Annotated in this window: 26 protein-coding genes; 13 read left to right on the top strand and 13 right to left on the bottom strand. The window is 50.0% G+C overall.

Annotation, left to right across the window (positions count from 1 at the left end; translation table 11 throughout):
* Positions 1–10 precede the first annotated feature (10 nt).
* Positions 11–1,381 carry an amidase family protein gene (locus tag OSH01_RS07470; RefSeq protein WP_266123455.1) on the top strand — a complete coding sequence of 457 codons (1,371 nt, stop codon included), beginning with the start codon at positions 11–13 and terminating at the stop codon, positions 1,379–1,381.
* A gap of 23 nt (positions 1,382–1,404) precedes the next feature.
* Here the strand turns inward: OSH01_RS07470 and argJ are convergent, their stop codons facing one another.
* The 5 genes from argJ to thiD form a co-directional block, all read right to left on the bottom strand.
* Positions 1,405–2,631 carry a bifunctional glutamate N-acetyltransferase/amino-acid acetyltransferase ArgJ gene (gene argJ / locus OSH01_RS07465; RefSeq protein ID WP_266123454.1) on the bottom strand — a complete coding sequence of 409 codons (1,227 nt, stop codon included), beginning with the start codon at positions 2,629–2,631 and terminating at the stop codon, positions 1,405–1,407.
* 82 nt (positions 2,632–2,713) lie between these two features.
* Positions 2,714–3,238, bottom strand: coding sequence for a MarR family winged helix-turn-helix transcriptional regulator (locus tag OSH01_RS07460; RefSeq protein WP_266123645.1), 525 nt, complete (start codon positions 3,236–3,238; stop codon positions 2,714–2,716).
* A 662-nt stretch (positions 3,239–3,900) separates the two neighbouring features.
* A complete protein-coding gene (gene hemL, locus OSH01_RS07455; RefSeq protein ID WP_266123453.1) occupies positions 3,901–5,184 on the bottom strand; it encodes a glutamate-1-semialdehyde 2,1-aminomutase in 1,284 nt (427 codons plus the stop codon).
* 44 nt (positions 5,185–5,228) lie between these two features.
* Positions 5,229–5,897, bottom strand: coding sequence for a thiamine phosphate synthase (gene thiE / locus OSH01_RS07450; protein ID WP_376918066.1), 669 nt, complete (start codon positions 5,895–5,897; stop codon positions 5,229–5,231).
* Positions 5,887–6,684: a bifunctional hydroxymethylpyrimidine kinase/phosphomethylpyrimidine kinase gene (gene thiD, locus OSH01_RS07445; protein ID WP_266123452.1), complete on the bottom strand. Its 798-nt coding sequence runs from the start codon at positions 6,682–6,684 to the stop codon at positions 5,887–5,889. The genes thiE and thiD overlap by 11 nt, the downstream gene beginning before the upstream one ends.
* A gap of 139 nt (positions 6,685–6,823) precedes the next feature.
* Between thiD and OSH01_RS07440 the strand changes: the two genes are divergently transcribed.
* Genes OSH01_RS07440 through OSH01_RS07425 form a run of 4 tightly spaced genes read left to right on the top strand, consistent with a single transcriptional unit; the run spans position 6,824 to position 8,798 of the window.
* Positions 6,824–6,988: a rubredoxin gene (locus tag OSH01_RS07440; protein WP_266123451.1), complete on the top strand. Its 165-nt coding sequence runs from the start codon at positions 6,824–6,826 to the stop codon at positions 6,986–6,988.
* A gap of 40 nt (positions 6,989–7,028) precedes the next feature.
* Positions 7,029–7,619: a YqgE/AlgH family protein gene (locus tag OSH01_RS07435; RefSeq protein WP_266123450.1), complete on the top strand. Its 591-nt coding sequence runs from the start codon at positions 7,029–7,031 to the stop codon at positions 7,617–7,619.
* Positions 7,612–8,007, top strand: coding sequence for a Holliday junction resolvase RuvX (gene ruvX / locus OSH01_RS07430; protein WP_266123449.1), 396 nt, complete (start codon positions 7,612–7,614; stop codon positions 8,005–8,007). Before OSH01_RS07435 ends, ruvX begins: the two co-directional genes overlap by 8 nt.
* 29 nt (positions 8,008–8,036) lie before the next feature.
* Positions 8,037–8,798 (top strand): lysophospholipid acyltransferase family protein, encoded by a 762-nt coding sequence (locus OSH01_RS07425; RefSeq protein ID WP_266123448.1) that lies wholly within the window; start codon positions 8,037–8,039, stop codon positions 8,796–8,798.
* Positions 8,799–8,812: 14 nt separating this feature from the next.
* Here OSH01_RS07425 and OSH01_RS07420 read toward each other — a convergent pair whose 3' ends face one another.
* The 8 genes from OSH01_RS07420 to mpl all read right to left on the bottom strand — a co-directional run bounded on the left by OSH01_RS07420 (position 8,813) and on the right by mpl (position 17,263).
* Positions 8,813–9,646 carry a symmetrical bis(5'-nucleosyl)-tetraphosphatase gene (locus OSH01_RS07420; protein ID WP_266123447.1) on the bottom strand — a complete coding sequence of 278 codons (834 nt, stop codon included), beginning with the start codon at positions 9,644–9,646 and terminating at the stop codon, positions 8,813–8,815.
* A gap of 6 nt (positions 9,647–9,652) precedes the next feature.
* Positions 9,653–10,810 (bottom strand): LPS export ABC transporter permease LptG, encoded by a 1,158-nt coding sequence (gene lptG / locus OSH01_RS07415; RefSeq protein ID WP_266123446.1) that lies wholly within the window; start codon positions 10,808–10,810, stop codon positions 9,653–9,655.
* 27 nt (positions 10,811–10,837) lie between these two features.
* A complete protein-coding gene (mtgA, locus tag OSH01_RS07410) occupies positions 10,838–11,557 on the bottom strand; it encodes a monofunctional biosynthetic peptidoglycan transglycosylase (RefSeq protein ID WP_376918065.1) in 720 nt (239 codons plus the stop codon).
* The gene (gene aroE / locus OSH01_RS07405) at positions 11,554–12,414 is read right to left on the bottom strand and encodes a shikimate dehydrogenase (RefSeq protein WP_266123445.1); all 861 of its coding nucleotides are present in this window, start codon (positions 12,412–12,414) and stop codon (positions 11,554–11,556) included. Before aroE ends, mtgA begins: the two co-directional genes overlap by 4 nt.
* A gap of 108 nt (positions 12,415–12,522) precedes the next feature.
* Complete coding sequence (locus OSH01_RS07400; RefSeq protein ID WP_266123444.1) at positions 12,523–13,377, bottom strand: energy transducer TonB; 855 nt, start codon at positions 13,375–13,377, stop codon at positions 12,523–12,525.
* A 4-nt stretch (positions 13,378–13,381) separates the two neighbouring features.
* Positions 13,382–15,268, bottom strand: a complete 1,887-nt coding sequence (locus OSH01_RS07395; RefSeq protein WP_266123443.1) for a ribonuclease catalytic domain-containing protein — start codon at positions 15,266–15,268, stop codon at positions 13,382–13,384.
* Between the two features lie 37 nt (positions 15,269–15,305).
* The gene (locus OSH01_RS07390) at positions 15,306–15,878 is read right to left on the bottom strand and encodes a YqiA/YcfP family alpha/beta fold hydrolase (protein WP_266123442.1); all 573 of its coding nucleotides are present in this window, start codon (positions 15,876–15,878) and stop codon (positions 15,306–15,308) included.
* Positions 15,879–15,904: 26 nt separating this feature from the next.
* Entirely contained in the window at positions 15,905–17,263 is a 1,359-nt protein-coding gene (mpl, locus tag OSH01_RS07385) for a UDP-N-acetylmuramate:L-alanyl-gamma-D-glutamyl-meso-diaminopimelate ligase (RefSeq protein ID WP_266123441.1), read from the bottom strand.
* A 107-nt stretch (positions 17,264–17,370) separates the two neighbouring features.
* Here mpl and OSH01_RS07380 point away from each other — a divergent pair, with 107 nt between their 5' ends.
* The 8 genes from OSH01_RS07380 to OSH01_RS07345 all read left to right on the top strand — a co-directional run bounded on the left by OSH01_RS07380 (position 17,371) and on the right by OSH01_RS07345 (position 24,173).
* Complete coding sequence (locus OSH01_RS07380; protein WP_266123440.1) at positions 17,371–17,874, top strand: TlpA family protein disulfide reductase; 504 nt, start codon at positions 17,371–17,373, stop codon at positions 17,872–17,874.
* 153 nt (positions 17,875–18,027) lie between these two features.
* Positions 18,028–18,459 (top strand): type II 3-dehydroquinate dehydratase, encoded by a 432-nt coding sequence (gene aroQ / locus OSH01_RS07375; RefSeq protein ID WP_266123439.1) that lies wholly within the window; start codon positions 18,028–18,030, stop codon positions 18,457–18,459.
* Between the two features lie 85 nt (positions 18,460–18,544).
* Positions 18,545–19,000 carry an acetyl-CoA carboxylase biotin carboxyl carrier protein gene (gene accB / locus OSH01_RS07370; protein ID WP_266123438.1) on the top strand — a complete coding sequence of 152 codons (456 nt, stop codon included), beginning with the start codon at positions 18,545–18,547 and terminating at the stop codon, positions 18,998–19,000.
* Positions 19,001–19,004: 4 nt separating this feature from the next.
* Positions 19,005–20,351 (top strand): acetyl-CoA carboxylase biotin carboxylase subunit, encoded by a 1,347-nt coding sequence (gene accC, locus OSH01_RS07365; protein ID WP_266123437.1) that lies wholly within the window; start codon positions 19,005–19,007, stop codon positions 20,349–20,351.
* A gap of 62 nt (positions 20,352–20,413) precedes the next feature.
* Entirely contained in the window at positions 20,414–21,325 is a 912-nt protein-coding gene (gene prmA / locus OSH01_RS07360) for a 50S ribosomal protein L11 methyltransferase (RefSeq protein ID WP_266123436.1), read from the top strand.
* 29 nt (positions 21,326–21,354) lie between these two features.
* Positions 21,355–22,683 (top strand): zinc-ribbon and DUF3426 domain-containing protein, encoded by a 1,329-nt coding sequence (locus OSH01_RS07355; RefSeq protein ID WP_266123435.1) that lies wholly within the window; start codon positions 21,355–21,357, stop codon positions 22,681–22,683.
* A gap of 8 nt (positions 22,684–22,691) precedes the next feature.
* A complete protein-coding gene (locus OSH01_RS07350) occupies positions 22,692–23,633 on the top strand; it encodes a carbohydrate kinase family protein (RefSeq protein WP_266123434.1) in 942 nt (313 codons plus the stop codon).
* Between the two features lie 45 nt (positions 23,634–23,678).
* Positions 23,679–24,173 (top strand): outer membrane lipoprotein, encoded by a 495-nt coding sequence (locus OSH01_RS07345; protein ID WP_266123433.1) that lies wholly within the window; start codon positions 23,679–23,681, stop codon positions 24,171–24,173.
* The last annotated feature ends 127 nt before the right edge of the window (positions 24,174–24,300 follow it).

The raw sequence follows: 24,300 nt of genomic DNA, 5'->3' as shown, positions 1-24,300 counted from the left end.
GTAATCTGAGGTGAGTACCGCACAGCTTATTCTAGCCCGACTCGAACTGGCTAAAACCTACGAGGCGTGGGGCTGCCTTTATGCGGTAGATGCCGAGCAAGTATTAAACCAAGCCGTTCAACAAGACTCGCGACGTTTACGAGGCCAGTTTTTGGGGGCGTTAACGGGTGTATCGGTGGTAGTCAAAGACAGTATTGATTGCTCCGGCCTGCCTACCACCGGAGCGACGCCGGCTTTAGCTCACCATATTGTCCAACACGATGCTCCGATTGTGCAGCGTTTACGCCAAGTCGATGCCCTATTGTTGGGCAAAACCACCATGCATGAGTTGGGTTTAGGCGTCTCAGGGGTGAACTACCATGATCACTATCCCTGCGTACGGAACGCGATTGATCCTCGCTATGTGGCGGGAGGTTCTTCGGGGGGCACGGCTGTAGCCGTAGCATTAGGGATTGCAGACATTGGTTTGGGCACGGATACCGGTGGCTCGATTCGCATACCTGCGTCGCTAAATGGCGTGGTTGGCTTACGTCCCACTCAGGCTCCTACCAGCCAGTACGGAGCCTGTTATAGCACGCAAGGATGTCTACCTTTATCGCCTAGTCTGGATACTGTAGGACCCATGGCACGCGACGTGTCTAGTTTGATCCGTTTTGATACGTGTTTACAGGGGCAGGCTACAGATAGACAGGAGTTTTCAAGAACGGTACGTTTTGGATTGCCGTTGAGCTTATGGACCGCTTTGCACCCAGAAGTAGAGTCTGTTGCCAAACACGCTTGTCATCAGCTAGCGCGTCACGGAATAGAGCTGGTGGATGTTGATATTCCGGATTTGCTGGCTTTAGCCCGTACCTTGTTATTTGATCTCTGTATGTACGAGGCAAGACCAGCCTTGCAGGCTTATCTTGAACGGCACGGGCTATCGCCTGCATTGTCTTTAGCGCAACTGGCTCAGCGTATTGCGAATCCTGAGGTTCAAGCCGTATTTCGGGATTACATCCTCCCAGGCTTTTCAGTCCAAGCTTGGCAGCAATCGCGGTTTGAGCGTCAGCCTTTATTATTGAGTCGTTACTTGGCTTGCTTAAACCGTTGGCGGCTGGATGCCTTATGCTTCCCGGCAGTGGCTACATTACCCCCGTTGTGGGAGGAGGAGATGTGTAGGGGTATGGTTGAATCTGATGGGAAATATGACAGTTCATTTGCTACGCTAAGCCGCAATGCAGCCTTGGCGTCTGCAACAGGTTCGCCCGCCGTAGTACTGCCGGCAGGGTATAGCAAGCAAGGCTTGCCTATAGGGATGGAGTTATGCGGCAGGCCGGGAGAAGATAGCTACTTGTTGCAATTGGGGCTTTTGGCTGAGCGTATTTGGGCAAGTTGCTAAGCAACCTGCCCATGCCAGTAAGACTAAGACCGGTAATCGGCGTTAATCGTCACGTATTCGTGTGAAAAGTCGCACGTGTAGACGGTTTCAGTTGTTTTTCCACGGCCTAACGACACACGTACTAGTATTTCAGCTTCTTGCATAATACGTTTGCCGTCGGATTCTTGGTAATCGGGGTTACGTCCTCCGTCGGTGGCCACTAACACGTCACCTAACCACAAGCGTAGTTTGCTTACATCTAGGTCGTGTATGCCGGCATAGCCGATGGCACATAAGATACGGCCTAGGTTGGGATCAGAGGCAAAGAAAGCTGTTTTGACTAAAGGCGATTGGGCGATGGAATAAGCTACTTTTAAGGCTTCATCAGAGTCGCGCGCGTCGTCTACCTGTACTGTGATGAACTTGGTGGCACCTTCCGCATCACGCACTATTTTTTGTGCGAGATCGCTGGCGGCGGCAATCAGAGCATCGAGCAGCTTATTGTAATTAGGGTCGGCAATGGAGTCGATCTGTACACCGCTTTTGCCTGTTGCCATCATGATAAAAGAGTCATTGGTGGAGGTGTCACCATCGACGGTAATACGGTTGAACGAATGATTGGCCGCTGTCTTACAAATGTCTTTTAGCAATGCGGGGGCTATACCTGCGTCTGTGGCCAAGTAACCTAGCATGGTCGCCATATTGGGACGTATCATGCCGGCGCCTTTACTAATGCCTGTAATGGTGACCGTTTTGCCGCTTAGCTGTAGTTGTGTGGAATATATTTTAGGCAGAGTATCAGTGGTCATGATGCTGTGCGCTGCCTCGAACCAATTAGTGGCTTTTAAATCAGTAACGGCTGCTGGTAAACCACCGATTAGCCTATCCATAGGTAGGTTTTCTAGAATAACCCCTGTGGAGAACGGCAAGATTTGTTGTGGTCGTAGGTGCAATAACTTAGCCAATTCAGTACAGCTTTGGCGGGCATCAGCAAGCCCTTTTTCACCGGTACCTGCATTGGCATTGCCAGTGTTAATCAACAAGGCACGGATCTCATCACCCGTAGCCAAATGGGCTTCACACACCTGTACGGGAGCGGCACGAAAGCGATTGGTGGTAAATACCCCGGCGACACTGCTTCCAGGGCTGAGTGTGATAACGGTTAAGTCACGTCGATGAGCTTTACGTATGCCTGCCTCTGCAATACCGATCTCTACACCGGCTACAGGAAAAATATCGGATTCGTTGGGAATGAACAGATTGACGGCCATGATGCTAACCCGCTAGGTTGATAGACGACACAAAAATACTAATGATACTTGTATTTACGCCGTCCTGATACAGAAGCTGGTATCAAGAAGCGGCGGCCACGGTGAGGGTGTTGTTACGTGCCGTGACTTTGAGCGCCCCAAGCGCGTGAAAGAGGTTTAAGCGCGTATCGGCGGGCATATCTGCAAACACCTCAGAGAGCCACTCTTCATGCGAGCTGGCCATCTTTTTGAATTGTCGCTTGCCTTTAGAAGTTAGACGTATCAATGAGCTGCGGCGGTCGGTAAGAACCTTAACTCGTTCGACCAGACCTTCTTTTTCGAGTTGATCAGTGATACCCGTTATGTTGCCGTTAGTGACCATCATGTGGCGCGACAGTTCACTCATTTTAAGGCCACTAGGGTAGCGCTGTAACTGGGCCATTAAGTCAAAGCGCGGCAGGGTAGTTTGATGCTCAGTACGCAGACGGCTGCGTATGTGCCCTTCGACTAGCGTGGCGCAAGCCATCAGCCTTAACCACAGGCGGGTATCCAGATGGTCATCATTACGAGCGCGGCTTTCCAAGTCGGGAATAGCAGGAGAGATAATAGATGCGGAGATATCGTTCATGGTTGTACAGACAAAGTCGCTAGGAGGAGAGCCAAAAATACAGTGATTCATGGGCGCGACTGCAGCTTGCAGGTGAAAACTGTTGCGCTAAAAAATGATTTTAAAACATCAAACTGGTATTTGGCGTTGAGAGAGATCAAAGTAAACAAATATTAATGCCACGTTATCCCTAATAAGGATGACGACTTATTTTAATTAAATACGAAATGTAGGTTAAAAATCAAGGTCTAAAATATGTTCGGGTTTAATTTGAAACCTTGCAGTGATATTTCTATGAAATATCTAATCGTGATTTTTGTTATTTTTAATCGATGGAAGCCGGCGTGGGTGCTTGTTTTGATGTCTATATTGATGTGTTAGTTAGTTATTTTATAGCGTACTAAGTCAATAGATACTACACGTTTGGTCAATAAGTAGTAAAAATCTTGAAGTTAATGAAGGTAATGTTCAGGTTTTTATTCAATGAGAAGAAATGACCTGCCGCTTGGTGAGACTTTCGTCTACCATGTCAATGCAGTAAGAAATGTATATATAATATTTTTGCCGTTTATATTTCGTTATTTTGCAAATTTTTTGAGCTAAAAAAATTAAACGGGAACTTAATCCCGTTTAATTTTGGTCTCCGCAATCGATGACGTTCGTGCCGGCAGAGGCGGCTATTGTTAAGCTTTTAGTTGAGCAAAGGCCTGCTGAGCCCGAGAGATGGTGTCTGCAATGATCGTAGAGTCGTGCGTTATGGAGACAAAGCCAGCCTCAAACGCAGAAGGAGCAAAATACACTCCTGCGTTTAACATGGCATGAAAAAAGCGTTTAAAGTCGTCAATATTGCTGGTGGCGACATCGTTAAGTGAACGAGGTACGGTGGGACTAAAGTAAAATCCGAATAAACCGCCTTCATGATCCACGCTGAACTCAATCCCTTCTTGTTGGGCTGCGCTTTGCAGACCTTGCATCAATTGAGCGGTTTGGGCAGTCAGTTGCTCATAAAAGCCTGGCTGGCTAATTTTACGTAAAGTGGCTAAGCCACCAGCGACGGCGACTGGATTGCCAGATAGTGTGCCAGCTTGGTATACGGCACCGATTGGTGCAATGGCTTGCATCACGTCACGACGGCCACCGAAGGCGCCAACGGGCATTCCGCCACCGATTACCTTGGCCAAAGTGGTTAGGTCGGGACGGATATTATGGAGTCCTTGTACGCCTTGCAAGCCTACCCGAAATCCGGTCATTACTTCATCGAAAATTAAGAGTGCGCCATACTGGGTACATAAAGCACGCAGCCCTTCCAGAAAGCCTGGAGCAGGGCGTACAAAGTTCATATTGCCAGCGATAGGCTCAACAATAATACAAGCGATTTCATCGCCTTTTTGTTGGAAAACGCTTTCTACCTGATCGAGCTGGTTATAGTCTAAAACGATTGTGTGCTCGACGAACTCAGTGGGGACTCCAGCCGAGGTTGGATTACCGAAAGTGAGTAAACCCGAGCCTGCTTTAACGAGTAGGCTATCGGCATGGCCATGGTAACAGCCTTCGAATTTAATGATTTTTTTGCGATTGGTGTAGCCGCGCGCCAGACGAATAGCGCTCATGGTAGCCTCGGTGCCAGAGCTGACCAAACGTACCTGCTCGATTGAGGGAATCAATTGGCAGATGGTTTCTGCCAATTCTATTTCGCCTTCCGTAGGGGCTCCATAGGACAGCCCAGTAATGGCGGCCTCTTGCACTGCTCGTACGACGTCATCATCGGCATGGCCCAAAATAGCGGGGCCCCAAGAGCCTACATAGTCGATATAGGCTTGGTCATCGGCATCCCAGATATAAGCCCCTTTGGCGCGGCTGATAAAACGAGGTGTGCCACCGACTGAGCCAAAGGCTCGCACGGGTGAGTTGACACCGCCGGGGATTGAGCGGCAGGCGCGCTCGAAGAGTTCCTGATTTTTAGACATAATAGGTTTTCCAAGCAAATGAGCAATGAATAAGAGTCAACGGTCTAGCGTAGGGCAGCAAACAGTTGGGCGTAGCGTTGCGCTTGTAAGCGCACGTCACTGGCTTCAAAAAGGCCACTAATGACAGCCAGGCTATGGGCACCCGCTTGTATAACAGCGGTAGCGTTATCTACGTTAATGCCACCGATAGCAACAATGCGGGGTTTGATAGGGAGATCTAGGGAGTCAGACCATTGGCGCGCTGCCCGTATTGTACTGAGCTGGGCGCGGGGAGCATCGGGTTTGACGCTGGAGGGGTAAACAGCACCAAAAGCTACATAATTAGCCCCTTGTTGCCACGCCTGCTGCGCTAGTTCTAGACTGTTATAGCATGAGCTGCCTAAGAAGGCTGTTGGGCCTAATTGAAGGCGGGCTTGCTCAATAGAGCCGTCGTCTTTGCCTAAATGCACGCCTTGTATCGAATATTGGCTAGCCCATTGCCAGTGGTCGTTCAGGAGCAAAGGAAGGTCTAGGGACTGACATAGTTGGCTTAAAGAGTGGAGCTGCCCCTGTCGCTCAGACTCGCTGCCCTGTTTGCGGCGATACTGCAGCACTTGCATACCTCCTGCATGAGCAGCTTCGACTGCCGTTAGCAAGCGTGCAGTGTCTGCCCATTCGGGAGTAATGCCATATAAACCGACGGGGAAAGCAGATAGTAAAGAGTTAGTCATCATTGCGAGAAAGGCGATTAAGTTGACGATGCCCCATGCCAAGCTGGAAAGAGTGCTGGCTGGCAAGCTCTAGCTGCTCTATGCTCAGTTCTACTGCAGCACCCAGCTCATTGCCTTGTGCCAAGTAAGCGCAGATAGCGGTGCTAAGAAAACTGTCTAGGTCTTGTTGGCGCACCGCGTTAGGCAGGGGGATACGGTAATCCAATTGGTCGACATGGCTGAAAAACTGATAGGTGGGCATCCCTTGTTGAGAGTTGCCCCCCGTACAAAGAACATGATCGGCACCTGCTTGTAACAGTTGTTGTACGGGTGAGGTGTCCTCGCTGAGTAAGCCTTCGGACTGCCATTGCAGCAAACTGGTATAGTCCACTACCACTAAAGCGGTTTGTGGTAGTACGAGTTTGTATAGCGCATCGAAAGTGTCTTCAGGCCAGCACGGGTCTAATAAAGCTGTCTCGGGTAATCCAGTAAGGTGTAGGACGAGCGGGACCTCGTTATAATCCGCACTGACCTCGGCTAATAAGCTGGCGACTTCGGGGCTGTATACTGGCCCTGATTTAATCGCTTGTATGGATGAGTCTTCGAGCAAACAGCGTAATTGATCGTCTATGATCTCGTCGGTGAGTAACTGCACATGCTCCAGCTTGGCGCTGTCGCGCACGAGTAAAGAGGTAGGCACACTCAAGGCGTGACAGCCTAGCTGTGCACTATTGAGTACATCTGCGGGTAGGTAGGCGGCGCCACTGGGATCGTAAGGGCCCAGAATTAGCGCAACGGGAAGAGAAAGCATGCCTTTTTCTGAGGTCATTGAGTAGGGGAACAAGTAAGATTACCCTGAAGGGCTGGTGTTTAGTAATATTGTCCCCATTTTAATAGATGGAACCGCTTTGCAAGCAAATCGGTCTATGGTTTAACAAGTTAGGAATACTATGCGTACTTGGATGTGTCTGATCTGTGGTTGGATCTATGATGAAGAAGCGGGCTTGCCAGAAGAGGGCATCGCCCCAGGTACACTATGGGAAGATGTACCGCCGAACTGGGTGTGCCCGGAGTGTGGCGCACGGAAGGAAGATTTTGAGATGATCGAGGTTTAATTCTGCCTTTATTTATTTTTCATTTAGTAGTGAGGCGCTTATGACAACGACGAATACATCGCCAATGATTCAAGAAAGCGCCGATCTGACTCACCATTTACTGTTGGCCATGCCGCGGGTGGTATCGGGCAGTTTGGCCGACAGTGTGATTTATGTTTGCGAGCATAACGATCAAGGGGCTTTAGGCTTAGTGATCAATCGTGTGACCGACTTGAGCCTGATTGACATGCTGGGGCGCTTGAGTGTGCCTATTCTTGATCCGTCTGCCTTGCAAGATAGGCAGGTCATGTTTGGTGGCCCGGTGCAAACAGACCGGGGCTTTGTGCTCCACGATGCCCAAAAGCCGTATAGCTCTAGCTTGGCAGTGGGGGCGCTAACCTTAACTACGTCGCGCGACGTGCTTGAGGATATCGCACAGGGCCATGGGCCTGCCCACGCGCTAGTCACTTTAGGCTACGCTGGCTGGGATGCTGGCCAGCTAGAACAGGAAATGTCACAGAATGCCTGGCTGAATGTGAAAGCCACTGACGAAATACTGTTTGAAACGCCTTTTGAACAGCGCTATGAAATGGCCTTGGCTTTGCTGGGGATCAATCCTATGATGCTCACCGGTGATGCAGGTCATGCCTGAAGAAACACTTATTGCGTTTGATTATGGCTTAAAAAAAATTGGTGTCGCCTTGGGGAATACACTGACTCGCCAAGCGCGACCCTTATCAATTTTAAGGCCAGTGACGCGAGCGCAGCGCTTTGATCTCATACAGCAAGTGTTGCGCGAGTGGCAGCCGAATCGTTTAATTGTAGGTTTACCTTTGACCAGCGAGGGTGGGGAGCAGTATGCTTCGCTACGCTGCCGACGATTTGCTAATCAATTGTATGGTCGGTTTGGCTTGCCAGTTGAACTGGTAGATGAGCGTGAGTCTAGTGTGCAAGCGCAAGAAATGCTTAGTAGCCACGACGAGGATGATGCCGTAGCAGCAAGCATAATTTTACAACGCTATCTGGATTATCTTTCTTAGTTGTTGCTATATCTTGAGGCCATATTAGCTTGAGCACTCTTCGATTTCTTCTACGTGCCACTGTTCTCGTGCTTTGGATTGCGGTTGGCTTGCTGGTGGCATTATTGCTCTTCCCTGTGATTGGGCAAGCCACTCGGCGTTGGTTTGTCTTGCGCATGTCACGCTTATTGATGCATATATGTGGCGTAAAAGTGCATATTACGGGTAGCGCTCCAGTGCTTGAGCGACCTATTCTCTATGTCAGTAACCATATTTCTTGGCTCGATATTTTTGTGCTGAACAGCGTGCGCTGCACCTCCTTTATTGCGAAAAGCGAGATTCGAAACTGGCCTGTGGTGGGTTGGCTGGTAGCAGCAGCAGGGACGATATTTATTGAGCGAGGCCAACGCCATGCGGTTAAAACCGTGGGCACCCAAATGACGGCGTGTTTTGCTCGCGGGGATGCAGTGGGTTTGTTTCCAGAGGGCACCACTTCTACAGGCATGGATGTACGGAATTTCCATTCCAGCTTATTTGAAGCGGCGCTAGGTTTGGATATAGATATTCAGCCGGTTGCATTACGTTTTTTCCAGCGTGGGCAGCGTACTGAACGTTTTGCTTTTGTTGGCGATCAATCGTTGGTGCACAATATTTGGGTGCTGCTCAGTGCTCGCGATGTGACAGTGGAAAGTCATTTTCTATCTCCCCTGACAGCACATCAATGCAAAGAGTGGGGGCGCAGCTTAACAGCACAGCACACACGGGAGCAAATATTGGCAGTAATCGTGGATCAACAAGCCAGCCCAAGCTAATCCATGTGTTCTAGTTAGGCGCCAGGTTTTAGGGCTGCCGTGCAATGCACCTGTACGAGCTTGCGGTCATGGAGGCGTAGAGCACTAAGCTGGCGTCCCCATACGCAACCACTATCTAAACTTACTAGTGTGGCTTGTTGAAAAAAGCCCAAGGTAGACCAATGCCCGAAAATAATAGGGGTATGAGCACATGCGCGGTTGGGTAGTTCAAACCATGGCAGCATCCCCGAGTCGGGATCGGGTGCATCTTTATATTTAAAGTCCATGCTGCCATCAGGCCTACACATACGCATGCGAGTCAGGGTATTAATAATGGCGCGCAAGCGCTTGGTGTCTGTTAGGGAATCGTGCCACGTATCAGGTTCGTTACCAAATAAACTACCAATTTGTGCTTGCCAGTCGGAGGACTGCAGTACGGCTTCAACTTCTTTGGCATATAAGCAGGTTTGCTCAGCACTCCACTCGGGCTGTACACCTGCGTGCACCATGAGGTGGCCGTGGTCGTAAAGAGCTAAGGGCTGATGACGTAACCACTCAACTAGCTCGGGTAAGTCTGGAGCGTTTAATAGTTCAGAGAAGGTGTCGTGCTTGCCTTGCTTTCGAGCTTTCGCTAAAACAGCCAAAAAGTGCACATCGTGGTTACCTAATACACAACGTGCTCGATCGCCGAGACTTTTAATTAATCGTAAAGAGCCTAGAGAATCTGGGCCACGATTGATCAAATCACCGGCGAACCAAATTTCGGCGTGAGGATCCGCTTGTAGGTCTGGCTGAGCAAGTAGTTTTTCTAGGGAGTGGCAGCAGCCTTGTATATCACCAATAGCCCAGACGACAGGAGTAGTATGCATAAGTTTTTAGTTAGTAGTACTGCTTGAACGCCGCAGGTGATGTCTGTTTTCCATATGGAGTAAGGCGAGTATGGCCAGCAGCATAGCGATAACATTAGGCATTATTGCCGTGACCCAGGCAGGCAAGTCGCTCAGCATAGCCACATTAAGGGCCAGTTGGTTAATCATGAAAAAGCCCACCCCTAGTAAGATTCCGGTAAACACCTTTGTACTAACTCCCCCGTGGCGGGTTTGCATTAGCGCGATAGGGGTGGCAATGGTGATCATCACGAGTAAGGTAAACGGGTAGGCTACTTTGCGCCATAAGGCGACGACTTGGCGCTTAGTTTGTAACTTGTTGCTGTCTAAGTAATCGATATAATCGACCAGATCAAGGATTGACATGCGCTCAGGGGTCAGCACTCGGGCGATGAGGCGTTCCGCAGTGAGGCTGGTGGAAATCTCATGCTGATCTAAATGGGCCAGTTGCACTAAAGGGTCAAGCGGTGCTTGGGCATTTTTCAATGCCTGAATGGCTTGCGCATCAAAAGTGGTTTGGGTCAGGTTTTCCAGTACCAATGTGTCGTTGTTGAACTGACCACTAGGCGCTTGAGTAACGGCACTGAGTGTTTCATCGGTGAGAAAATCATAAAGGGTAATGTCACTGACTCGACCATTACCATGTAACTGCGAAATATTGATGATCCGGATGCCCCCTGTGGGGCTGTTTTCCTTGAACCAGTAGCCGCTGTCTAGGCGACCTCCACTGGAGCGCCCCAGCAACACCATACTTTGCTCACTGGCTTTGGTTTCGGCAGCAGGGGTAATGTATTCAGAAAGCAAGAACGCACCAGCTACTAACGGCAGAGTGACGACCCATAGCATGAGCATCAGACTGATGCCGCTTACCCCAGAAACGCGCAGAATAACGAGTTCATTGCGTTGTGCTAACCCCGCTAAAGCTAAGATGGCGCCGATCAGCAGGCCTATGGGTAGTAAGTCATAGAGACGGGTAGGCAGCTCGAGTGCCTGTACATAAAACAGGTTGAGCAAGGTGAATCGGGTGCCCACCTTGTCGAGCTCCTCTATCATGGCAAAGAAAGTAAATAGGCCTAGCAATGCAAGTAGCACGACGGCGCTAGAGCGATAAATTTCCGAGGCGATATAACGGCGGGCTGTGCGCATGTAAGAAGTTGGGATGCTTAAAAACGGTTAAGGCAGAGGAACTTGGCGTAGCCTAGCACTGATAGTGCGTGTACGGGATTGTAAATATGGGCTATCACGTCGTTTGTCGTAGTACGAAGGGTTGGGTAGCATCGCTGCTAGCCGTGCGGCCTGTGGTGCAGTGAGTTGCGCAGCTGTGCCGCGATAATAATGCTCTGCCGCGGCTTGGGCTCCAAAAGTGTGCGTGCCCCATTGGGCAATATTCAAATAGAGTTCAAGTATGCGTTCTTTACTCATTGCAGCCTCGATCATGTAAGTGAGTATGAGCTCTTGACCTTTTCTGAAGTAGCTGCGTGAGTTTGATAAAAAGAGATTTTTAGCCAGTTGTTGCGAGATCGTGGAGCCTCCACGGCGACGGTCAGAGCCTTGTGCCGCTTGTTGTCGATTATATTCCCAAGCTTGGCGGATGGCAGCCCATTCTATGCCGTCGTGACTTAGAAAGTTGGCATCCTCTGAGGCAATCACTGCTCTTTTCAAATTATTGCTGATTTTGTCGTACGCTACCCATTGATAGTTGATTTCTGCATCGGGCGCTTGCACGCGTAGAGTTTGCAGTTGCGCCTCCATAACCGGAGTCATACGCGGCGCGTTGACTCGGTACCAAAGCACCATCATGAATAATAGGCATTGGTAAAGTAATACGCCTGCTATCAGCACTGCGATAGCAATGACACTGAGTTTGAGTTTGTTAACTGTGCGCAGGCTCACCGATGCTCTGCCGCCAGTTGTGCGCGCAAATGCTCAAGCACCGGCACGATGTTGGGTTTATAACCATTCCAGATCTCAAAGCTGGCAGCCGCTTGGGCAACGAGCATGCCTAAGCCATCACTACGATGGGGGGCAGCAGAGCAACTTAGCATAAAGGCGGTTGGCCGGTCCGCATAGTACATATCGTAGGCCAGAGCCTGTGCCGTGAACCGTACTAAAGGCAAGTCAGGTGCGTGGGCACTCATGCTTGAAGAGGATGCATTAATGACGATGTCCCAGTCCCCCGCATGATCCTCCAGCCCACCCGTGCTTACCCTGTGCGAATACTCTGGGGCGTGTTCAGCGAGGTTGGTGTGTAGCGCTGCAGCACGACTGCGTGTGCGGTTGATAATATGCACTTGCTGGCAACCTTGCTCTAGTAAGGGGAAAAGTACACCGCGCGCTGCACCCCCAGCACCAATTAATAGAATTTTTTTCCCTTCGGGAGCATGGCCTAAACGTATTAAGTCGGTACATAAGCCAATGCCATCGGTATTGCAGCCGTGTATTGCTCCGTGTTCATCCTGCCACAGTGTATTGACGGCTGCGGCATGTCGCGCTCGAGGGCTAAGATTGTGTGCCGCGAGTTGATAGGCTTGTTCTTTGAAAGGCACGGTGACATTGAGCCCTTTACCGCCTTGCTGTTGAAAAAAATCCATACAGCACGTTGTGAAATCATCTAATGGGGCCAAAATACGCTCGTAACTCAGTGATAGCCCGGCTTGCTGCGCAAACTGGGCGTGGATAGCAGGTGAGCGGCTGTGGGCAATAGGGTTGCCGATAACACCAAAGCGTAGCGGAGTAGAGGAATGGCTCATAAGTAGAAAAGGGTGAGTGAGGCTCGCAAGCATAGGAAAGAGCATTAAGTAAAACAGGATTTCACGTGTTCCTCAAGTATTCCAAGCTTAAATGGCAAGAAGGTGCTTTTAGGGTGCGTTTTGAGTGCTCAGGCCCCCTTCGGTGAAATGCCAGTAACGAGTAATCACTAGCACTTCGGAGTCAGGGGCCACATGGGTGGGAATGGGGTTAAAAGGCGCTGCTAGTTGCACGATACGTTGAGCCGCTAAATTAAGTTCAGGATGACGCGCAGCTTGATCCACTTGAGTTTTCAATACGGTACCGTCACGTAATATAAAAACGCTCAGTTGCAAGCTGCCATGTAGCTTGTGCTGTCCTTGGTGTGGATAATACTGGGTGCCTGTATGTTCTATTTTTTGTCGCCAGTTTTCTACGTACTCAGCTTCGGGTGCGGCCATGGACGACGGTGCAGCATAGTGAAAACGCGGGCGTTGCTGGTAGCGCGTGATGTCGCGTTCAATTTGTGCTACTTGGGCATGTGCTATCAGTTCAGCCTGATTGAGTTCATCTTTGCCTGAGTGGCTAGCGTCGCCGGTATAGTCTTGCTCGGGAGTATTGGTGGGCGCGCGCGTTTGGCTTTGTAACTGGGTAAGTAAACGTTGCTGAGTTTGCTCAAGGTTGTGTTGACGCTTTTGCATTGCCCGTAGTACCAGTTCATTGGGATCGGGCCAAGCTGTATAGGGTAGTGGACTGCTGGCTTGCCCTTGATCGTCGCTGCCACCGCCTTCCAAGTTAGCTTGCGCTTTAATCAGCGCTTGTAAAGGAAGCTCTTGGGTGCTGAAGTTAACCAGACTAATCGTTAAATTCTCGACGTCACGCGGGGCAGGTGCGGCCACAGGCCAGAAGATAATCAGTAGGTGTACCATCGCGGACAAGGCGATGGCCCACCAAAGGTAATCTTGCTTGCTGTTGGCCTGATACATATGTTTAGCCCAACGATGAGTCCCGCCAACGACATTCTAGCTCTAGGGCAAGTTCGTCAAAGCGCAGGATATCTAAACTGAGCTCTTGTCCTCGCTCCATGGCGGGAAGTCCAGGTACACGTATTACCAGCGGAGCTTGTGCCAAGCGCACTAGGTCTTCTTTGATCACGTGAGCTTGTACGGTTTGAAGCTGGTTTTGTTGTAGCCAGCGTAAGCACCAATAACGTTCTAGGGTATTTTGGTAGTCTGACCAAGCGCCATACTGATTCTCAAAAGTGTTGATGATCGCGTAAAGGTCAGCATCTTTGGGTTGAAATGGCGCCGCTAAACGCGCTGAAATGCCATGTTCGGCGGCCGCAATAAGTTGACCTTGATTAATTAAATCTACATAGCGCCGCAAGGGCGAGGTCGCCCAAATATACTGGGGGACGCCGATGGAGTCATGGGGGCCAGGGGTAGTGGACATACGTGTACGCATATACTGCTGGGAGCGAAATACCCCAGGTACATTGTGTTGCGCTAGCAAACCGCCCCAAAGCTGATTGGCCAAGATCATGTATTCGGCCACCAGTAGACCCAAGGGGGCATTCCGGACACGGGGTATTAAGCGTATGACAGAATTGGGATCGTCGTGGGGGCCGTCAAGCTCAAAGCTATATTCAACTCGGTTATTGTTTTCTGGCTTGCCGCGCCGCTCATCGCGTTGCGCGGATAACAGTTGGGCAAACTGCCACAGGGGGCGCACCCAATGATCATACGGTAAGGCTAGAGTGGGGTCGGCTAAGGCCTCGGAGGTGTATAGATGCTCTAGCTCGTGCTGACGCAAGTTTTCCCTGACCTGTATTCGCTCTAAGCGGGTTTCATGGGCAAGAATTTCGCCAGTATTTAAGTCTGCCTCCACATACAGGGATAGGCAGGGGCGAACTACATCGTCATTAAGTGAGAAATAGCCGATGAGCTCGGGAGGTAGCATAGAAACTTTATAGCCGGGCGTATAAAGGGTCGACATGCGTGCTCGGGCAATATCATCCAAAGAGCTGCCGCGGGTAATGGCCAAGGCGGGTGCGGCGATATGAATGCCGATGCGTAGACGTTGATTGTCCAGCATCTGGACGGATAACGCGTCGTCAATCTCGGTAGTCGAGGCATCGTCCACCGAATAGGCTTCCACGTCAGCCAGAGGCAGGTCTTGTCCCCATTCTTTTAGTTCTACCGGTGGAAAGCCCGTTCCCTTGGGGAAGTGCTGGCTCATGAATCGGTGTTGGTGCAGTGCTAAGGGGTTAGACCATGCCCCTAAGGACAACAGAAGTTTTTCTGGATGACTATTGAGTGCTTTGAGCGCTGCGTCGAAAGCTTTCCATTCCAGTGAGTTTTTATCCGGTTGGCTCAAGAAGCTTTCGGCTTTTGCGGCTATCTCATCCGGCAGGACGCCGTCAATCAGGTTTTGTGTCCAGGCGGCAACCTGCTCTTGTTGTAAACGTTTTTTTTCTATTGCTGCGAGCGCGGCTTGCAGAATGTCTGGTGGCGCTGGGCGGTATAAGCCTTTCCCGCGTTTGTGAAAATGAGCGGGTGCGTCGTGTAGGGCAAAAATAAGGGCGGCTTTTTCTACCGCATTCGGAGCATGGCCAAAGTAGTCTTCTGCCAAGCTAGCAGCCTCAAACTCTTCTTGGGGGGCACACTCCCATAAAAAGGGAATATCTAGCGTTTCCGCCAGCGCGCGTGCTTTTTCTAGCAAGGTGACTGGATCGGGCTGCTCAAAATGAAAAAGCACAGCGTTTTTCTTAATTTTGCTGCGTTTCCCACTAGCCGACTCGACTTGCATGGTGGAATCGCTTTCGGAGAAGACTTTCTCTGCCTTAAAGTTGCTGCTATCTTCGAAAAGAACGTACATGGTTGTCCATCTTGATGGCGATGCCATCGTTGAAAGTTTAGGAGGTAGGAAGCGCGTAATTGAGCACGTCTTGGATATAAAGAGGGAAATCGCTCAGGCCGTGGTCGCTGCCTTCAATAAGAGTGATATGGCTATGCTGATACCAATCCACCATTTCGCGCCAATCAAGAACCTCATCACCTTTGGCTGCGAGTAAATAGAATAGTTCTGGCTTGGTGGGACGTGGGACAACAATGTGCGCTAGTTGTTGGACGTAGTTAGGTAAAAAGTGAAACGGGGTATCCGAGTGGTAACTTTGGTGGCTCCCGGCTTGAGTCGCTAAGTCGCGAGCCGCATGCACGACAGGATTAAGTAATACCGCTTTGCTCCCGTAATGTTGGGCGAGGTGGCTGGCGTAATAGCCTCCTAACGATGAGCCTATGATACAGAGTTCAGCGGTACCATGAGTTTGAATCAGTTGGTGACAAAGCGCGATCGCAGCCGCAGGGCTGGCAGGTAATTGCGGACACTGCCATAGGTGCGTCTGTTGACGTTGTTGTAGCTCTTGGGCCAGCAAACGAGCTTTATACGACTGCGGTGAGGACCGAAAACCATGCAAATATAAAATCATGCGCGCACCTTACCTTAATGATGAGCTCAAGCCAGGCTATCAAGTAAGCGTTGGTGTATGCCACCAAAGCTGCCATTACTCATAATGACGATGGAGTCACCAGGCCGAGCGACTTGAACGATGCTAGTGATCATTTTATCTAAATCTGTCCAAGTGCTTGCCTTATCACCTAGCGGTGCTAAGACTTGGCTTGCATTCCAACCTAAAGCATGCTTGCCTTGCGTCTCGTTATAGCAAAACACTATGTCAGCGCTACTGAGCGAGTCGGGTAGGCGAGCTGCCATAGCCCCTAGCTTCATGGTATTAGATCGGGGCTCTAAGACTGCTATGATGCGTTGCGGCCCTACCTTGCGACGTAGCCCTTCAAGAGTGGTTGCGATAGCGGTAGGATGATGGGCAAAGTCATCGTAAACAATAATGTCACGGCACACACCTTTGATCTCCATTCGCCTCTTGATGCCTTGGAAGGAGGCTAGGGCCTCGATGGCTTGTTCCACTGACACGCCCACGTGTGTTGCTGCGGCAATGGCAGCAAGGGCATTTTCCTGGTTGTGGCGGCCGCTCAGTGACCAGTTAAGTGTGGCCACCTCTACACCGTCGTGATGTAGGCGAAAGCTTGAACCATCGATATCATGCGCTTGCCAGCTACCGTTGAGGCCAAAGGTGTCCACGTTAGACCAACAGCCTCGAGCTAAGGTTTGGTCTAAGGCCTCACATTGCGCCGGGCGAATAATTTGTCCTTGTGAGGGGATAGTACGAATTAAATGATGAAATTGAGTTTGAATGGCATCAAGGTTGGGGAATATGTCAGCATGATCATATTCTAGATTGTTCAAAATGGCGGTGCGGGGACGATAATGTACAAATTTAGACCGCTTATCAAAGAATGCGGTGTCGTATTCGTCGGCTTCAATAACAAAATGTGTTTGGTGTGGCTGATAACGGGCCGAAAGCCCTAAATCGGGGGCGACACCACCAATCAGAAAGTTTGGTTGCAAGCCCGCACATTCGAGTATCCACGTGAGCATTGAGCTGGTGGTCGTCTTGCCGTGAGTGCCGGCGACCGCTAAGACATGCTGCTGGCGTAATACATGCTCGCCCAGCCACTGGGGGCCAGAAGTGTAAGGAAGCTGTTGATTGAGGATCGCTTCCATTAACGGATTCCCTCGACTGACGACATTGCCGATGATGTATAAATCGGCATTTAATTTGATTTGATCGGCATCAAAGCCTTCAATCAAGGCAATGCCTTGCTCTTGCAACTGCGTGCTCATGGGTGGGTAAACACCGCTATCGCAGCCAGTGACCTTATATCCGGCGGCTCTAGCAATGAGTGCTAGACCCCCCATAAACGTGCCGCAAATGCCAAGTATGTGTATGTGCATGACTATCCTCCGGTCTGTATTTTAGTCAGATGTGCACGGTTACGGAGCACCTTGTGAATTATCAGGGTGCTATCATGCAAGGATTCTGTATTTAAGTAGTGAAAACGATGAAGCGACGTGACTTTATTCGTTGTGGCCTAGTTGGGGCTGCAATGTTGAGCGCACAGGCTCCCTCTTGGGCCGCATTATTTCCTCCAGACCCTTTTTTTGGACTTTCTTTTCCTGACTTAGAAGGGCGTGAGGTTGGCCTTAAACAGTATTTAGGCAGGCCTTTGGTGGTTAACTTTTGGGCCACATGGTGCAAACCATGCATAGAGGAAATGCCTGACTTGCAAGCCTTGCATGAAACTTATCCCGATATGCCGTTTTTGGGGATAGGGATAGACAGAGCGAAAAATATGCTGGAGTTTTTACAGCGTGTACCAGTTAGTTACCAGATTCTTGAGGCCGGTAACACGGGGGTGGGAGTCATGCGTGCATTAGGTAATCGCCAAGGGGGCTTACCCTTTACCGTTGTTTTTGATGCGCGCGGTCGGATCCACGAGCGTATGTTGGGGCAGATCGTTCCCGCCAAGTTAGACGATGTTATTCAAAGGCTGCTGTCTACGTAGGTTATTTTCCTTTAAATGCTGTGAACTTTGCTCCTATATAAGTATTGTTACTGGGCTTGTAAGTACTTATTCAAAGATGAAAATCTCGTTGTTTGATAGACAAATACAGGTTTTTAGCGTAAAAAGGCGATCTATCTTCATGAAAAATCCGCAATGGCGAAAAATTTCCTTGTTCTGAATGGTCCCAATCTAAATTTGCTCGGCACTCGTGAGCCGGGTATTTATGGCGGCCAGACTTTGGACGATATATACACCCGGCTACGGGCGGTGGCGCAGGAAAATAATGCTAGCTGTGAGGTTTTTCAAAGTAATCACGAAGGTGAGCTCGTAGAACGGATACATCAGGCACGTGGTTGCGTTGATTACATCATTATCAATGCTGGTGCCTATACTCATACTAGCGTCGCAATACGCGATGCATTGGCAGCAGTAAGCGTGCCGTTTATCGAGGTTCATATCTCTAATGTATACAAGCGTGAGGCCTTTCGTCACCACTCTTATCTGTCCGACATCGCCGAAGGTGTTATTGTTGGGCTAGGTGTATATGGTTACGAAGCAGCGTTATTGTATGCCTTAGGAAAATAAGTATTACCTGAGTTTAATTTACCAATTTCTTTTTTGACGCCTGCTCTGAATCAACATAGACAGTGAGGTGTTGCGGGAAGCATCCATGGATCTTAGAAAGCTTAAAACCCTGATTGATCTGGTCGCGGAGTCCGGTATCGCGGAACTCGAAATCACTGAAGGTGACGATAAAGTACGTATCGTTAAATTCTCCCAAGCGCCTGCGCAGCCAGTGGTATATGCGACTGAAACAGCTGCTGCGCAATTGAGTCCAGTCGCTGTGCCTGCGGCCGCTCCAGCAGCGCCTGCTGCGCCTGCAGTGGCACAAGGACACAGTGTTACTTCACCCATGGTGGGTACTTTCTACCGTGCACCTAACCCAGGTGCAGCACCATTTGTAGAGGTTGGCCAAACGGTCAAAGAAGGTGAGCCTTTGTGTATTATCGAGGCGATGAAGCTGCTCAATGAAATTGAAGCAGACAAGTCTGGGGTAATCAAAGAGATCCTGGTTGAAAATGGCGGCCCCGTAGAATATGGCCAGCCGCTGTTCATCATTGGTTGATGACATGTTCGAAAAAATCTTGATCGCCAATCGAGGCGAAATAGCCTTACGTATTCAGCGCGCTTGCCGTGAGCTGGGCATCAAAACCGTAGTGGTGTATTCCGAAGCCGATCGGGGAGCCAAGTATGTGCGGCTGGCTGATGAGTCTGTCTGCATAGGGCCAGCATCCCCGCGAGATAGCTATTTGAGTATGCCGGCCATTATTTCAGCTGCCGAAGTGACCGACGCTGAAGCGATTCATCCAGGTTATGGCTTTTTGGCTGAAAACGCGGATTTTGCAGAACGCGTAGAAAAAAGTGGCTTTGTATTTATTGGACCTCGGCCCCAAACCATCCGTGAAATGGGTGATAAGGTCATGGCCAAGAAAGCAATGATCGCAGCTGGCGTGCCGGTGGTGCCAGGTTCTCCAGGTGCTTTGCCTGACGACCCAGAAGAGATCGTACGTATTGCGCGTGATGTTGGCTATCCGGTCATTGTGAAAGCATCGGGTGGTGGCGGTGGACGTGGTATGCGCGTGGTTTATACCGAAGCTGCATTGCTTACCGCTGTGGCAACGACTCGGACAGAAGCTGCCGCTGCTTTCAATAATCCTGAAGTGTATATGGAGCGCTATCTAGAAAATCCGCGTCACATCGAAATACAGGTGTTGGCGGACGGTGAGCGCAATGCAGTGTGGCTGGGAGAACGTGATTGTTCTTTGCAGCGTCGTCACCAGAAAGTCATTGAAGAGGCTCCTGCTCCAGGCATTCCACGCAAACTCATTGAGCGTATAGGCGAACGTTGTGCGGAAGCGTGTCGGAAGATGGGGTATCGAGGGGCGGGTACCTTCGAATTCCTGTACGAAAACGGTGAGTTTTTCTTTATTGAAATGAACACGCGTATTCAGGTAGAGCACACTGTTACCGAAATGATTACCGGTTTTGATCTCATTCAAGAGCAAATCCGTATCGCCGCTGGTGAGAAATTTACGCTGCGTCAACGCGATGTGCAGTTTGAGGGGCACGCGATTGAGTGCCGTATTTGTGCTGAAGACCCGTTCAAATTCATTCCTAGTCCGGGCTTAATCAGTAACTGGCATGTCCCAGGTGGGCCAGGCGTACGCATGGATTCACATGTATTTAGTGGCTATGTTGTGCCTCCTTTTTACGATTCCATGATTGCCAAGTTGATTACTTATGGTGCAACGCGTGAGCAAGCTATTGCGCGTATGGATATTGCGCTCTCCGAAATGGTGGTGGAAGGCATTCTCACCAATATTCCTTTGCACCGCGAACTAATGCAAGATGCTAGCTTTAAAGCCGGCGGAGTAAGTATTCATTACCTTGAGCAAAAATTAGCTCAACGCCCTTAAGGTAGCGAATGACAATATAGTAAAACAGGGGCTAGCCCCTGTTTTGCTTTCTGGAAGCTAAGATGCGTGAATTATTACTAAGTTGCTTGGAAGATGAAGCCGAACAGCTCTCTGATGTATTACTTGATTTAGGCGCACTTTCTGTATCAGTGGAGGACGCTGACGGTGATACCGAGGCTGAGCAGGCACTGTTTGGTGAGCCAGGTATGGAACCCGAGGTGTGCGCTTGGAATCGGAATCGAGTGGTTGCTCTGTTGCCGGATACCATGGAGGTTGATGAGCTGTTACATCAGTTATTATTGACAGGCGTCCTAGACGAGACCAAGCTAGAGTGGAGTTTGCGTGAAGTACCCGATACAGACTGGGTCCGTTTGACACAGTCTCAGTTTGGACCTATCGAGGTCGGTGATCGTATCTTGATTGTGCCCAGTTGGCACAAAGACGAGCAGGCTTGTCTTGATGTAGGAGACCGAGTGCAGATTCAATTGGATCCCGGCCTGGCCTTTGGTACCGGTAGTCATCCAACTACGCACTTGTGTTTAGAGTGGCAGGCGGAGAATTTACCTGATGGTGCGAGCGTGCTGGATTATGGTTGTGGCTCAGGCATATTAGCCATAGCAGCCAAAAAGCTTGGTGCTGCACGGACGCTAGGTACGGACATTGACGTGCAGGCGGTTAACTCTACACGTTACAATGCGCAGGTAAATGAGGTAGAGGTAGAAGCCTACCTGCCTGACGAGTTGCCCGGTGGCCAGTCGGATGTAGTGTTGGCCAATATATTATCTAACCCCCTTAAAGTTTTAGCACCTATGCTAGCCAATCGGGTACGCCCCGGTGGTTACTTGGTTTTATCGGGTATTTTTGAATGGCAAGCGCAAGAAATGATAACGGTGTATGCACCTTTTCTACCCCTAGAGGTTTGGCGCGAGCGTGAGGGATGGGTATGTTTAGCGGGTCGACGACCGCTTGACTAATTTTTGTGTATTCTGGCTTAAGGTCATTTATGGAGCTCAACACTCGTTGTCCGCGTTGTGAGGCCGTTTTCGCTGTAAGCGTAGAGCAATTACAGCGTCGTCGTGGCTATATACGCTGCCAGAAATGTGCACATATCTTTGATGGTTTTGAGGCGGTGCTTGACGAGCCGCTCCCTGGGAAGAACGACTCCACGGCGGCCATCGTATCATTGCCTTCATCTGAACATGGTCCTTTGGATAGCAGCCAGGATGTAGTCATCCCCCGTTTGAAAAGTCGGGCTGATCACTTGTTGCAAACCGTGTATTTACCTGGCTTGAATGTAGGTATGCACGTACAGGAGCTTTCCCGCCACGCTCCTCCAGCGCATACGGAGGTTAGGGCAACTGAGTTAGTAGTACGTAGACGGTCGGACTTCTCTAAACCGGAGGCGGAAAGCGGCCACCCTCAGGACGATACTGAGCAGGATTTCGGCCCTGCACAAGGGCTCGACGTATCCTTTCCACCCGCCAGTTTGGTATTAGAGCCGTTTGTTGATGATAGCGAACCCTATGTATCTGCTTCGCCTGTGAGCCCATTGGTAAGCGAAACACCCAGCGTTATTCGTGCTCGTGGTCAAGACCAGTTCAGTGTTTTCGTGAGTCCCCAAGATCCAGAGTCAGATCTGATCGAAAAGCGTGAGCCTAGTTTGAAGATGCCTTTCGCGGCGCCGCCGATTATGACTACTGAAGAAAGGAACAATGCGGCAGACGATAATATTGAGCCCATAATAGGAGCCGCGGAGCTCGACAATATTGCCACAGCAGACTCTAGTTGGGTGATGGCAGCCGATCAGAGTCGTATGAGTGAAACTGTGTATGAGGGTGAGCCTACCTTTTGGCGACGTTTGTTACGTGGTTTTTTAGTTTTCGTATGCGTTGTGGGCCTGTTATTAGCCGCCGTGCAGTTGGTTTATATTTATAGGGTGCAGATTGCTAGCCACGTCCCGTTTATTCGCCCAACACTAGAGTACGCGTGCGCACAAGTGGCCTGTGATGTACCCTATGAGCGCCGCCTCGCCGAGGTGGGAATCAGCACTTCTAGCTTTCAAAATCTACCTGGTGATGCAGGCCAGGCCAATTTAAATTTCACCCTGAAGAATCGCTTTACCCGTGCGTTGGAATGGCCGGCCTTGACCTTAGAACTGAAGGACTTTTCCGGTGCTCTGCTTGTGCGGCGTAACATTCCGCCATTGGCTTATTTGGGTCCTGAGAAGGCGGCACAGCCTTTTTCTGCCCTGTCTTCAGTGGCTGTACAGGTGCCCGTTAGCGTGAGTGATTTGCAGGTCAACGGTTATCAGCTTAGCTTGTATTTTCCATAAGGTTTTTTATGTCTCAACGTATCCTAGTGTGTGGCTCTATCGCTTTTGACACCATTGCCGTGTTTGAAGGGTATTTCAAAGACCATATCCTTAGCGATAATGTACATGCCTTAAGCGTGTCTTTCTTTGTTCCTCAACTTCGTAAAGAGTGGGGCGGCTGTGCGGGCAATATTGCTTATAGTCTGAGCCTTTTAGGGGCCAAAGCAGTGCCTGTCGGCATGTTAGGTCAAGACGGTCACGAGTACTTGCAGCGTATGCAAAGCTTAGGCATAGATACCTCTATGGTACGTTTACTAGAGGATGCTTTTACGCCCCAGTGCTTTATTACGAACGACTTAGATAATAATCAAATTACCTCGTTTCACCCTGGGGCCATGTTGCGTTCGGCGGAAAATGACCTAAGTGGCCAGCAGGCAGCATGGGCGATTGTATCGCCTGATGCTAAAGATGGTATGTTTGCCCATGCTCGTCGTTTGCATGCTCAAGGTATACCCTTCATCTTTGACTTGGGGCAGGCAATGCCACTATTTGACGGAAAAGACTTAGAGGAAATGCTGCGTTTGTGTCAAATTTTGACCGTGAATGAGTACGAGGCTGAAATCATAGAGCAACGTACAGGACGTAGCATTGCAGATATATCCAAGGGCTTGCAAGCTGCCGTGGTTACCTTAGGGGCGCAAGGCAGTATGCTTTACGAGCAGGGCGAGGCACGTAGCATTGCTACCTTACAGCCCGAGCGTATCGCTGATCCTACCGGTTGCGGTGATGCGCATCGTGCAGGTCTGTTATATGGACTTACAAATGAATGGCCCTTGTATGATAGTGTATGCTTAGGTAATGTGATGGGTAGTATTAAAATTGCCCAGCAAGGACCACAGAATCATACTCTGGAACGCCAAGAGCTGGCGGGTATTTTAAAAGAACATTATGGTATCCAGCATAGTCTGTGATGTGGTTGCCGTAGTCTTATCAATGTTGTTCCTGGAGGCCAGGAGATGAAAACACAATCTATGCTTAATTTTTCTACCATGCGCATGGCAGTGGTCGCTGCTTGTGTAGGCACGGCGCTTTTATTAGGCGGGTGTGCCAATAAATCCGCTTCGGGTGGTGTATATACATACGACCAAGCACAACGTGAGCAAATTGTGCGTTTGGGCACGGTAACAAACTTGCGTCCCATTACTATACAGTCGGGACAGTCCTCTGGGGTTGGCGGGGTAGCCGGGGCCGCACTAGGTGGGGTAGCGGGTAGTGCTATTGGTGGTGGGCGTGGTAGTGTCTTGGCTGCTATTGGTGGAGCCTTAATAGGCGGGCTGGTAGGTAATAAAGTGGAAAACGAAGTCGACAAGACACGCGGGGTAGAAGTGACCGTACAACTGGATAATGGTGAGACTCGCGTGGTAGCACAGGCGGATGACACACCATTTTCAGTGGGTCAGCGTGTACGCCTGATCAGCGGCAGCGGCCCCACTCGTGTAGCCCCCATGTAAAAGGTGCGTAATTTATCTGTAAGGCTCGTTAAAGTGAGATTTTAGGTCTCATGAGTTTACGCACAACACTTAAAAAGTAACCCACAGCAAATAGGCTTGCTGTGGGTTTTTTATTTAGCTATTGTGT

The organism is Alcaligenes endophyticus (assembly GCF_026344035.1).
GTDB classification, from domain to species: Bacteria; Pseudomonadota; Gammaproteobacteria; order Burkholderiales; family Burkholderiaceae_B; genus Alcaligenes; species Alcaligenes endophyticus.
Note: the sequence above shows the minus strand (reverse complement) of the source record. Positions and strands in the feature narration are given on the sequence as shown.

Bases quoted from the DNA above. Each gene is read 5' to 3' on its own strand.
- OSH01_RS07395 (WP_266123443.1), bottom strand. From the start codon at position 15,268: ATGTACGTTCTTTTCGAAGATAGCAGCAACTTTAAGGCAGAGAAAGTC.
- lptG (WP_266123446.1), bottom strand. From the start codon at position 10,810: ATGCGCACAGCCCGCCGTTATATCGCCTCGGAAATTTATCGCTCTAGC.
- prmA (WP_266123436.1), top strand. From the start codon at position 20,414: ATGCGTGAATTATTACTAAGTTGCTTGGAAGATGAAGCCGAACAGCTC.
- OSH01_RS07440 (WP_266123451.1), top strand. From the start codon at position 6,824: ATGCGTACTTGGATGTGTCTGATCTGTGGTTGGATCTATGATGAAGAA.
- OSH01_RS07460 (WP_266123645.1), bottom strand. From the start codon at position 3,238: ATGAACGATATCTCCGCATCTATTATCTCTCCTGCTATTCCCGACTTG.
- OSH01_RS07380 (WP_266123440.1), top strand. From the start codon at position 17,371: ATGAAGCGACGTGACTTTATTCGTTGTGGCCTAGTTGGGGCTGCAATG.
- OSH01_RS07355 (WP_266123435.1), top strand. From the start codon at position 21,355: ATGGAGCTCAACACTCGTTGTCCGCGTTGTGAGGCCGTTTTCGCTGTA.
- aroE (WP_266123445.1), bottom strand. From the start codon at position 12,414: ATGAGCCATTCCTCTACTCCGCTACGCTTTGGTGTTATCGGCAACCCT.
- OSH01_RS07420 (WP_266123447.1), bottom strand. From the start codon at position 9,646: ATGCATACTACTCCTGTCGTCTGGGCTATTGGTGATATACAAGGCTGC.
- OSH01_RS07435 (WP_266123450.1), top strand. From the start codon at position 7,029: ATGACAACGACGAATACATCGCCAATGATTCAAGAAAGCGCCGATCTG.
- argJ (WP_266123454.1), bottom strand. From the start codon at position 2,631: ATGGCCGTCAATCTGTTCATTCCCAACGAATCCGATATTTTTCCTGTA.
- hemL (WP_266123453.1), bottom strand. From the start codon at position 5,184: ATGTCTAAAAATCAGGAACTCTTCGAGCGCGCCTGCCGCTCAATCCCC.
- aroQ (WP_266123439.1), top strand. From the start codon at position 18,028: ATGGCGAAAAATTTCCTTGTTCTGAATGGTCCCAATCTAAATTTGCTC.
- accC (WP_266123437.1), top strand. From the start codon at position 19,005: ATGTTCGAAAAAATCTTGATCGCCAATCGAGGCGAAATAGCCTTACGT.
- thiE (WP_376918066.1), bottom strand. From the start codon at position 5,897: ATGATGACTAACTCTTTACTATCTGCTTTCCCCGTCGGTTTATATGGC.
- OSH01_RS07400 (WP_266123444.1), bottom strand. From the start codon at position 13,377: ATGTATCAGGCCAACAGCAAGCAAGATTACCTTTGGTGGGCCATCGCC.
- thiD (WP_266123452.1), bottom strand. From the start codon at position 6,684: ATGCTTTCTCTTCCCGTTGCGCTAATTCTGGGCCCTTACGATCCCAGT.
- accB (WP_266123438.1), top strand. From the start codon at position 18,545: ATGGATCTTAGAAAGCTTAAAACCCTGATTGATCTGGTCGCGGAGTCC.
- mpl (WP_266123441.1), bottom strand. From the start codon at position 17,263: ATGCACATACACATACTTGGCATTTGCGGCACGTTTATGGGGGGTCTA.
- ruvX (WP_266123449.1), top strand. From the start codon at position 7,612: ATGCCTGAAGAAACACTTATTGCGTTTGATTATGGCTTAAAAAAAATT.
- OSH01_RS07345 (WP_266123433.1), top strand. From the start codon at position 23,679: ATGAAAACACAATCTATGCTTAATTTTTCTACCATGCGCATGGCAGTG.
- OSH01_RS07350 (WP_266123434.1), top strand. From the start codon at position 22,692: ATGTCTCAACGTATCCTAGTGTGTGGCTCTATCGCTTTTGACACCATT.
- OSH01_RS07390 (WP_266123442.1), bottom strand. From the start codon at position 15,878: ATGATTTTATATTTGCATGGTTTTCGGTCCTCACCGCAGTCGTATAAA.